General features: G+C 62.3%; 6 protein-coding genes and 1 pseudogene. 6 read left to right on the forward strand and 1 reads right to left on the reverse strand.

The genetic code is table 11. From position 1 onward, the window contains the following. The first annotated feature begins 263 nt into the window (after nucleotides 1-263). From HGO40_RS30910 to HGO40_RS19770, 4 genes and pseudogenes are all read left to right on the forward strand, one after another. The gene (locus HGO40_RS30910; RefSeq protein WP_502943333.1) at nucleotides 264-548 is read left to right on the forward strand and encodes a hypothetical protein; all 285 of its coding nucleotides are present in this window, start codon (nucleotides 264-266) and stop codon (nucleotides 546-548) included. A 36-nt stretch (nucleotides 549-584) separates the two neighbouring features. Then, nucleotides 585-1,457: pseudogene (locus HGO40_RS30915) on the forward strand (PDC sensor domain-containing protein); the annotation flags it as partial. A 102-nt stretch (nucleotides 1,458-1,559) separates the two neighbouring features. Next, nucleotides 1,560-2,315: a methyl-accepting chemotaxis protein gene (locus tag HGO40_RS30920; protein WP_502943334.1), complete on the forward strand. Its 756-nt coding sequence runs from the start codon at nucleotides 1,560-1,562 to the stop codon at nucleotides 2,313-2,315. Nucleotides 2,316-2,412: 97 nt separating this feature from the next. Next, nucleotides 2,413-2,586 (forward strand): hypothetical protein, encoded by a 174-nt coding sequence (locus tag HGO40_RS19770; RefSeq protein ID WP_250964401.1) that lies wholly within the window; start codon nucleotides 2,413-2,415, stop codon nucleotides 2,584-2,586. A 125-nt stretch (nucleotides 2,587-2,711) separates the two neighbouring features. Here the strand turns inward: HGO40_RS19770 and HGO40_RS19775 are convergent, their stop codons facing one another. Continuing rightward, nucleotides 2,712-2,903 (reverse strand): hypothetical protein, encoded by a 192-nt coding sequence (locus HGO40_RS19775; protein ID WP_250964397.1) that lies wholly within the window; start codon nucleotides 2,901-2,903, stop codon nucleotides 2,712-2,714. A 309-nt stretch (nucleotides 2,904-3,212) separates the two neighbouring features. On the opposite strand from HGO40_RS19775, the gene HGO40_RS19780 reads away from it, so the two are divergent. Together HGO40_RS19780 and HGO40_RS19785 are read left to right on the forward strand one after the other, a co-directional pair. Then, on the forward strand, nucleotides 3,213-4,382 hold the full coding sequence (locus HGO40_RS19780; RefSeq protein ID WP_250964398.1) for an efflux RND transporter periplasmic adaptor subunit: 1,170 nt from the start codon (nucleotides 3,213-3,215) through the stop codon (nucleotides 4,380-4,382). Nucleotides 4,383-4,385: 3 nt separating this feature from the next. Further along, complete coding sequence (locus tag HGO40_RS19785; protein WP_250964399.1) at nucleotides 4,386-7,481, forward strand: multidrug efflux RND transporter permease subunit; 3,096 nt, start codon at nucleotides 4,386-4,388, stop codon at nucleotides 7,479-7,481. Nucleotides 7,482-7,724: the final 243 nt, after the last annotated feature.

The following is a 7,724-nucleotide window of genomic DNA, read 5'->3' on the forward strand; positions in this document are numbered from 1 at the left end:
ACCTGGTGGCGGGGTAGGGGGCACCCGCGGGGTCGCGCAGCGGCCCCTCTTTTTTGGGCCTGCTGCGCAGTCCAGCGGGAGCAAGCTCCCTCGCCACAGGTTTTGTGTTTTCTTGGCGGAGTCGCATTGCCCTATGCCGGCGCACAACCGCTGCCGATTCGGGATAACGGGAAAGTGCCTCCTGCCGCAAGATAACCTCGCCCACCGCTCAAACCGTGCTGGGCACAGAACAATAAAAATCCCCCGCGCAGGAAAACCTCAGCATGTCCTTCACTCGTCTCTCTATCCAATGGCGGATCACGCTCCTGAGCGGCCTGTGCCTGCTGGCCGTCGTCGGCGCACTGACCGGTGCCTCGCTGTATCAGAGCCAGCAAAGCGCAACGTTGCTCAAGCAGCAAAGCAGTCAACTGCTGGGGCGCTCGGCCCTGGAAGGTTTGCAGGCACAGGGCTTGGCACACGGTCAGCGGGTGGAACGGTTTTTCAGCGAAACGGCGATCTATGGGGAAGGTTTTGCCCAGCAAGTCCTGCAACTGCGCGCCCAGGCGTAGAACGGGCGACTGACACCGGGGCAACTGCGTCGGGACTTGATCGCCGCGACCCGCCAGGCTCTCCAGAACCGCGAAAAAGTGCTGGGCTTCTACGTGGTGCTGCTTCCCGACGCGCTGATCGGTGAAGATGCCGGCTTCACCGGCCAACGGGATCTGGCCGGCAATGAAATAGGTCGCTTTGCCCTGTACTGGTCGCAAAGCCAACCCGGCCATCTGGTGCAAGAAGTGCTCAGCGAAGCCCAGATCAGTGCCAACACCGCGCCACCGGGCAGCGAGCCGGCCAACGCCTGGTACGTCTGCCCCCAGACCCAAGGGCGCACCTGCGTGACCGAGCCCTACGCGATCGAGGTCGAAGGCCAGAAGACGCTGATGAGCAGCATCTCCATACCGCTGCTGGACCAAGGCAAAGTTATCGGTGTCGTCGGCATGGACATCAGCCTCGATACCCTCCAGCAACTCGCCGCCAGCCTGGCCAACGACCTGTATTCCGGCCACAGCGAAATCAACATCCTTTCCCCATCCGGGCAAATTGCCGGCCACAGCGGCACCGTGGCGGGTACGTCTGTCGATGTGCAGCAAACCGTGCAAACCGCTCCGGCAAACGCCCCTTGGCAATTGCAGATACGCGTGCCGGAAACGCTGGTACAAGCGCCGGCCCTGCACATGCAGGCCCAGTTGGACGACAAGCATCGCCAGGCCAATTGGTTCAATCTCAGCCTGGGCTTGCTGGCTGCCGGCTTGGGCCTGTTACTCATCTGGCTCACCGCCTACGGCGTGACCCGGCCACTGCTGAGGGTGGCGCAAATGCTCGATGCGATTGTCGACGGCGACGGCGATCTCACCCAGCGCCTGCCCGACGACCGCCACGATGAATTGGGCCATCTGGCCCAGGGTTTCAATCGTTTTCTCGATAAACTGCAGCCCATCATCCGCGATATCCAGCAAGCCTCCCTGGACACCCGCAACACCGCCGACACCTCGGCGCAGGTGGCCCGGGAAGTCAGCGCGGGCATGCACACGCAGTACCGGGAAGTCGAACTGGCGGCAACCGCCTTGCATGAAATGAGCACCAGCGCCCAGGAAGTGGCGCGCCATTCCCACCAGGCGGCCGATGCCGCCACCGTCGCCGAACCCGCTAGCCGATCAGGGCGGGAACTATTCGCCAACGCGGTCAACAGCATCGACAGCCTCGACCGCTGCCTGGAAACCACCCTCGAACAAGTGCAGGCACTGGCCGGCAACAGTCAGCACATCGGCCAGGTGTTGGATGTGATTTGTGCGATTGCCCAGCAGACCAACCTGCTGGCATTGAATGCCGCCATCGAGGCCGCCCGCGCTGGCGAACAGGGCCGTGGCTTCGCGGTGGTGGCCGACGAAGTCCGGCATCTGGCGAGCAATACGCAGAATTCGGTCGAACAAATACGCTCGGTGATCGAAGCGTTGCAGCAACTGAGCCAGGACGTCGTGCACAGCACCCAGTCGAGCCGCGAGCTGGCCAGGGACAGCGTCGTTCAAGTCGATAAGACCCAGGCGGCGCTGCAGCGCGTCACCGATGCCGTGGAAGTGATCGAACACATGAACCAGCAGATCGCCAGCGCGGCCTTGGAGCAAAGCGCTGTCGTGGAAGACATCAGCCATCGCGTCAGTGACATTCGCGGCATCAGTGAAACCTTGACCAGCCGCATGGAGGAAGCCTCGCAGGCGAGCCACTCGTTGCATGCCATGGCCAACCACCAGCAGCAGTTGGTGGGGCATTTTCGGATATAAGGGTGCTTGACGATTCACTGTAGTTGCCGGCACCCGCCAAACCCTGAGTGACACTCATTCGTCACTCGTGTCTGGCTTCGTCAGGCAGATCAACAACTTGAGTACCCAGATCGCCACCGCCGCTCTGGAGCAAAGCGCTATCGTGGAAGACATCAGCCATCGCATTAGTGACATTCGCGAAATCAGCGAGATCCTTGACCATTCGGATGGAAGAAGCAGCATCGCAGGCGTGTCACTCGTTGCACGCCATAGCCTCTTGCAATCTGCTTAACCAGCCTACGTGAACCGCCAATCTTAATTGAATCCAAATAAAGCTTGGCGAGCCACGGACGTTTGAAGGCCCGTGGCTTTCCACCTCATCGTGCTGCCGCTTTTCATCAATCGTTGGGTTTTTTACTAATAACGGGCGTGATCATCAGGATTCATTGAAGCATCAAGATGCCTCTGCGCGTCCTCGAGGGTGCGCTGAGGAAGCGTTATTTTGTTACCGTTTTTTGAGAAAACCTGGAATTGATTTGGATACTCCGGATCATCGGCGGAATATGCGCGAATTTCATATCCCCTGTAATCGCTCGTTGTGTAGCTCATAACGTTCTCCTTGTCTGACGGTCTATTTCAAACTCAATCACCTTGATGGTGATTGCTGCATATTCTCAGCAAAAAAAAGATTGTCGCTACTGTCAGAACTAACAGGTGACGCCAAAAAATACGCCTACCTATAAAAACCAAATCCTCCTCCCCTGCATTCTGATGGGCCAACCATCATCAGCAAATGGTCGGTCAATTTCGGATCTAGCGGCCTGTGTGGTTACACAATTTCACAGAGCGCCTACAAAGCTTCACCCCTGCCACAGGCCTCGGTCCCTACCATGGGCGGCTCAATAGTGGGGAAGCACCATGTCCAAGACTCCTTTCGTCACACTGGGCCTGTTGGTCGGCGCGCTGCTGCTCAGTGGCTGTGACAGCGGCTCGAACCCGGAAGCCTCCGCCCCGCTGCCCAGCGTGCGTGTCGAAACCGTCCAGGCCCGGCCACTGTCGATCAGCAACGAGCTGAGCGGCCGGATCGCCGCGCCACGGGTCGCCGAAGTCCGGGCGCGGGTGGCCGGCGTGGTCTTGCAGCGGGTGTTTCATGAAGGCCGCGACGTCAAGCAGGGCGAGGTGCTGTTTCGCATCGATCCGGCGCCGTTCAAGGCCGACCTGGACAGTGCCGAGGCGGCGTTGCGCAAGGCCGAGGCCAATGCGTTCCAGGCCCGCTTGCAAGCCCAGCGTTATGCCCAGTTGATCGATGACAAGGCGATCAGTGGCCAGGACTACGACAACGCCCGGGCCAACGTGCGCCAGACGGCCGCTGACGTCGCCGCCAGCAAGGCCGCGGTGGAACGGGCGAAGCTGAACCTGGGGTATGCCACGGTGACCGCGCCGATTTCCGGGCGCATCGGCCGCGCCCTGGTGACGGAAGGCGCCTTGGTGGGGCAGAACGAAAGCACGCCGTTGGCGCTGCTCCAGCAACTGGCCCCGATCCACGCCGCCCTCACGCAAGCGACCCGCGAACTCAACGACCTGCGCCGCGCCTTTCGCGCAGGGCAGTTGCAAGCAGTCGGCCAGGGCCAGGCCAAGGCCACCTTGATCCAGGACGACGGCAGCCCGTACCCGTTGCCCGGCAAGTTGCTGTTCACCGACCTCCGCGTCGACCCGAGTACCGGCCAGATCACCCTGCGCAGCGAATTTCCCAACCCCGACCTGGACCTGCTGCCGGGCAGTTTCATCCGCGTACGCCTCGAACAGGCGGTCAACAGCCAAGGCATCACCGTGCCGCAACGGGCCATCCTGCGTGACAGCGCCGGGGTCGCCCAAGTGTTGCTGCTGGACGCCGAGCAAAAGGTCAGCCAGCAACCGGTACAATTGGGCGCCGCGCAAAACGATCGCTGGGTCGTTACCCACGGCTTGAAACCCGGCGACCGCATCGTCATCGAAGGCCTGCAACACGCCCGTCCCGGCGAGCAAGTCCGGGTCGACGATTCCCCACTTCCCCTCGCCCAGGTTCCCGGGCCACAGGCAGGACACTAAGCCATGCCGCAATTCTTCATCGACCGTCCGGTGTTCGCCTGGGTCGTCGCCTTGTTCATTCTGTTGTCCGGTGTCCTGGCCATTCCACAACTGCCGGTGGCCCAATACCCGGTCGTGGCCCCGCCACAGATCGAGATCTACACGGTGTATCCGGGCGCTTCGGCGCAAACCGTGGACGACAGCGTGGTCAGCCTGATCGAGGAAGAACTCACCGGCGCCGACAACCTGCTGTATTTCGACTCCCAAAGCAGCCTGGGCAGCGCCACCATCACCGCGACCTTCCAGCCCGGGACCAACCCGGAACTGGCCCAGGTCGATGTGCAGAACCGCCTCAAGGCGGTGGAGTCGCGCCTGCCGCAAGCGGTCACGCAGCAGGGCTTGCAGGTGGACAAAGTCTCGGCCGGCTTCCTGCTGCTGATCACCCTCACCTCCAACGACGGCAAGCTCGACGACGTGGCCCTCAGCGACTACCTGGCGCGCAACGTGATGAACGAGATCAAGCGCCTGGACGGTGTCGGCAAGGCCCAGCTGTACGGCGCCGAGCGGGCCATGCGGATCTGGATCGACCCCCGGAAACTGGTGGGGTTCAACTTGACCCCGGCCGACATCAATGCCGCCATCGTGGCGCAGAACGCCCAGGTCTCGGCCGGCAGCCTGGGGGATCTGCCGAGCCGCAGCACCCAGGAAATCACCGCGACCATCGTCGTCAAAGGCCAGCTCAATACGCCGCAGGAGTTCGCCGACATTGTGCTCAAGGCCAACCCCGATGGCTCGACGGTGCGCATCGCCGACGTGGCCCGGGTGGAAATCGGCAGCCAGGAATACCAGTTTTCCACGCGCCTGAACGGCAAGCCATCCACTGCGGTGGCGGTGCAACTGTCACCGGGCGCCAACGCGCTGAACACCGCGACCCTGGTGCGCAGCAAGATGGACGAGCTGTCGCGCTACTTCCCGGCCGGTGTGGAATACAAGATTCCCTACGACACCTCGCCGTTCGTCAAAGTCTCGATCACCAAGGTGATCTATACCCTCGGCGAAGCGATGCTGCTGGTGTTCGCGGTGATATTCCTGTTCCTGCAGAACATTCGCTACACGCTGATCCCGACATTGGTGGTGCCGGTGGCGTTGATGGGCACCTTCGCGACGATGCTGGCGCTAGGGTTCTCGATCAACGTGCTGACCATGTTCGGCATGGTGCTGGCCATCGGCATCCTGGTGGACGATGCCATCGTGGTGGTGGAGAACGTCGAGCGAATCATGGCCCAGGAAGGCTTGTCGCCCAAGGAAGCCACGCGCAAGGCCATGGGGCAGCTCACCGGTGCGATCATCGGCATTACCCTGGTGCTGGTGGCGGTGTTCATTCCGATGGCGTTCATGCAGGGCTCGGTGGGGGTGATTTACCAACAGTTCTCGCTGTCGATGGCGACGTCGATTTTGTTCTCGGCCTTTCTCGCCCTGACCTTGACCCCGGCACTTTGCGCGACCTTGCTCAAACCGGTCGCCCAAGGTGATCACCACGGCAAAAACGGTTTCTTCGGCTGGTTCAACCGTGGTTTCGACCGATTCGGCGACCGCTACCAAGGATGGGTGGCCTACGCGCTGAAACGCAGCGGCCGATACCTGCTGATCTACGGCGGGCTGCTGGTGGGCATGGGCCTGCTGTTCAGTCGCTTGCCCTCCTCGTTCCTGCCGGTGGAAGACCAGGGCTACACCATCACCGACATCCAGCTGCCACCGGGCGCGAGCAAAACCCGGACGGTGCAGGTGGTGGAGCAGATCGAGGCGCACAACGCCGGTGAGCCGGGGGTCGGCGACAGCACGGTCATCCTCGGCTTCAGATTCTCCGGCAGCGGGCAGAACGCGGCCCTGGCGTTCACCACCCTCAAGGACTGGTCGCAACGCGGCGCCGAGGACTCGGCGGCGTCCATCGCCGACCGCGCGAACCTGGCACTGAGTCAGATCAAGGACGCCATGGCGTTCTCGGTGTTGCCGCCGCCCGTGGACGGCCTGGGCACCTCCAGCGGTTTCGAGTTCCGCTTGCAGGACCGTGGCGGCCTCGGCCACGCCACGCTGATGCAGGCCCGCAGCGAATTGCTCGCCGCCGCCGAAAAAAGCCCGATGCTGATCAATGTCCGCGAAAGCGCCCTGGCGGAGGCGCCGCAGGTGCAACTTGAAGTCGACCGCAAGCAAGCCAATGCCCTGGGCATTTCCTTTGCCGACGTCGGCAGTGTGTTGTCCACGGCGGTGGGTTCGGCCTACATCAACGACTTCCCCAACCAGGGGCGGATGCAGCGGGTGGTGGTGCAGGCCGAGGGTGACCAGCGCAGCCAGGTCGAGGACTTGTTGAAGATTCACGTGCGTAACAGCAGCGGGAAAATGGTGCCGTTGTCGGCCTTCGTCCAGGCCCGCTGGACCCAGGGGCCGGCGCAATTGACCCGCTACAACGGCTATCCGGCGGTGAGCATTTCCGGCGAACCGGCCCCGGGCTACAGCACCGGGCAAGCCATGGCTGAAATCGAACGGTTGGTGGCCCAAGGGCCGACGGGCCTGGGCCAGGAATGGACCGGGTTGTCCTTGCAGGAACGCCTGTCCGGCAGCCAGGCGCCGATCCTGCTGGGCCTGTCGCTGCTGGTGGTGTTCCTGTGCCTGGCGGCGCTGTACGAGAGTTGGTCGATCCCGACCTCGGTGTTGCTGGTGGTGCCGCTGGGTGTGCTCGGCGCGGTGCTGGCCGTGTCGTTGCGCGGCATGCCCAACGATGTGTTCTTCAAGATCGGGCTGATCACCATCATCGGCCTGTCGGCAAAGAACGCGATCCTGATCATCGAGTTCGCCAAGAGCCTGTACGACGATGGGCATGACCTGATCGACGCTACGCTCCAGGCCGCCCGCCTGCGCCTGCGACCGATCATCATGACGTCCCTGGCGTTCATTCTCGGCGTGGTACCGCTGGCAATCGCCACCGGTGCCAGTTCGGCGAGCCAGCAGGCCATTGGCACCGGGGTGATCGGCGGCATGATCACCGCCACCCTGGCGGTGGTGTTCGTGCCGGTGTTTTTCGTGGGGGTGATGAAGCGTGTCAGGCGTGTTGATTCAAAATGAGGCCAGGCCGGACCACCGCTATCGCGAGCAAGCTTTGCTCCCACAGGGATTTGAGTTGAACGCCTATTCGGCGATCACCCGGGACAAACTGTGGGAGCGGGCTTGCTCGCGAAGAGGCCGGCACATTCAACATTTTTATTGACTAGGACGCCGCCTTCGCGAGCAGGCTCGCTTGTATGGTAGGACTTGAAGGGAGGAGGAGGGACAAGGCTCGATTCTGACTGTTCGCGCAGTACAGACCGT

Origin of the sequence: Pseudomonas sp. CG7 (assembly GCF_023701885.1) — a bacterium.
Classification (GTDB): domain Bacteria; phylum Pseudomonadota; class Gammaproteobacteria; order Pseudomonadales; family Pseudomonadaceae; genus Aquipseudomonas; species Aquipseudomonas zanjanensis.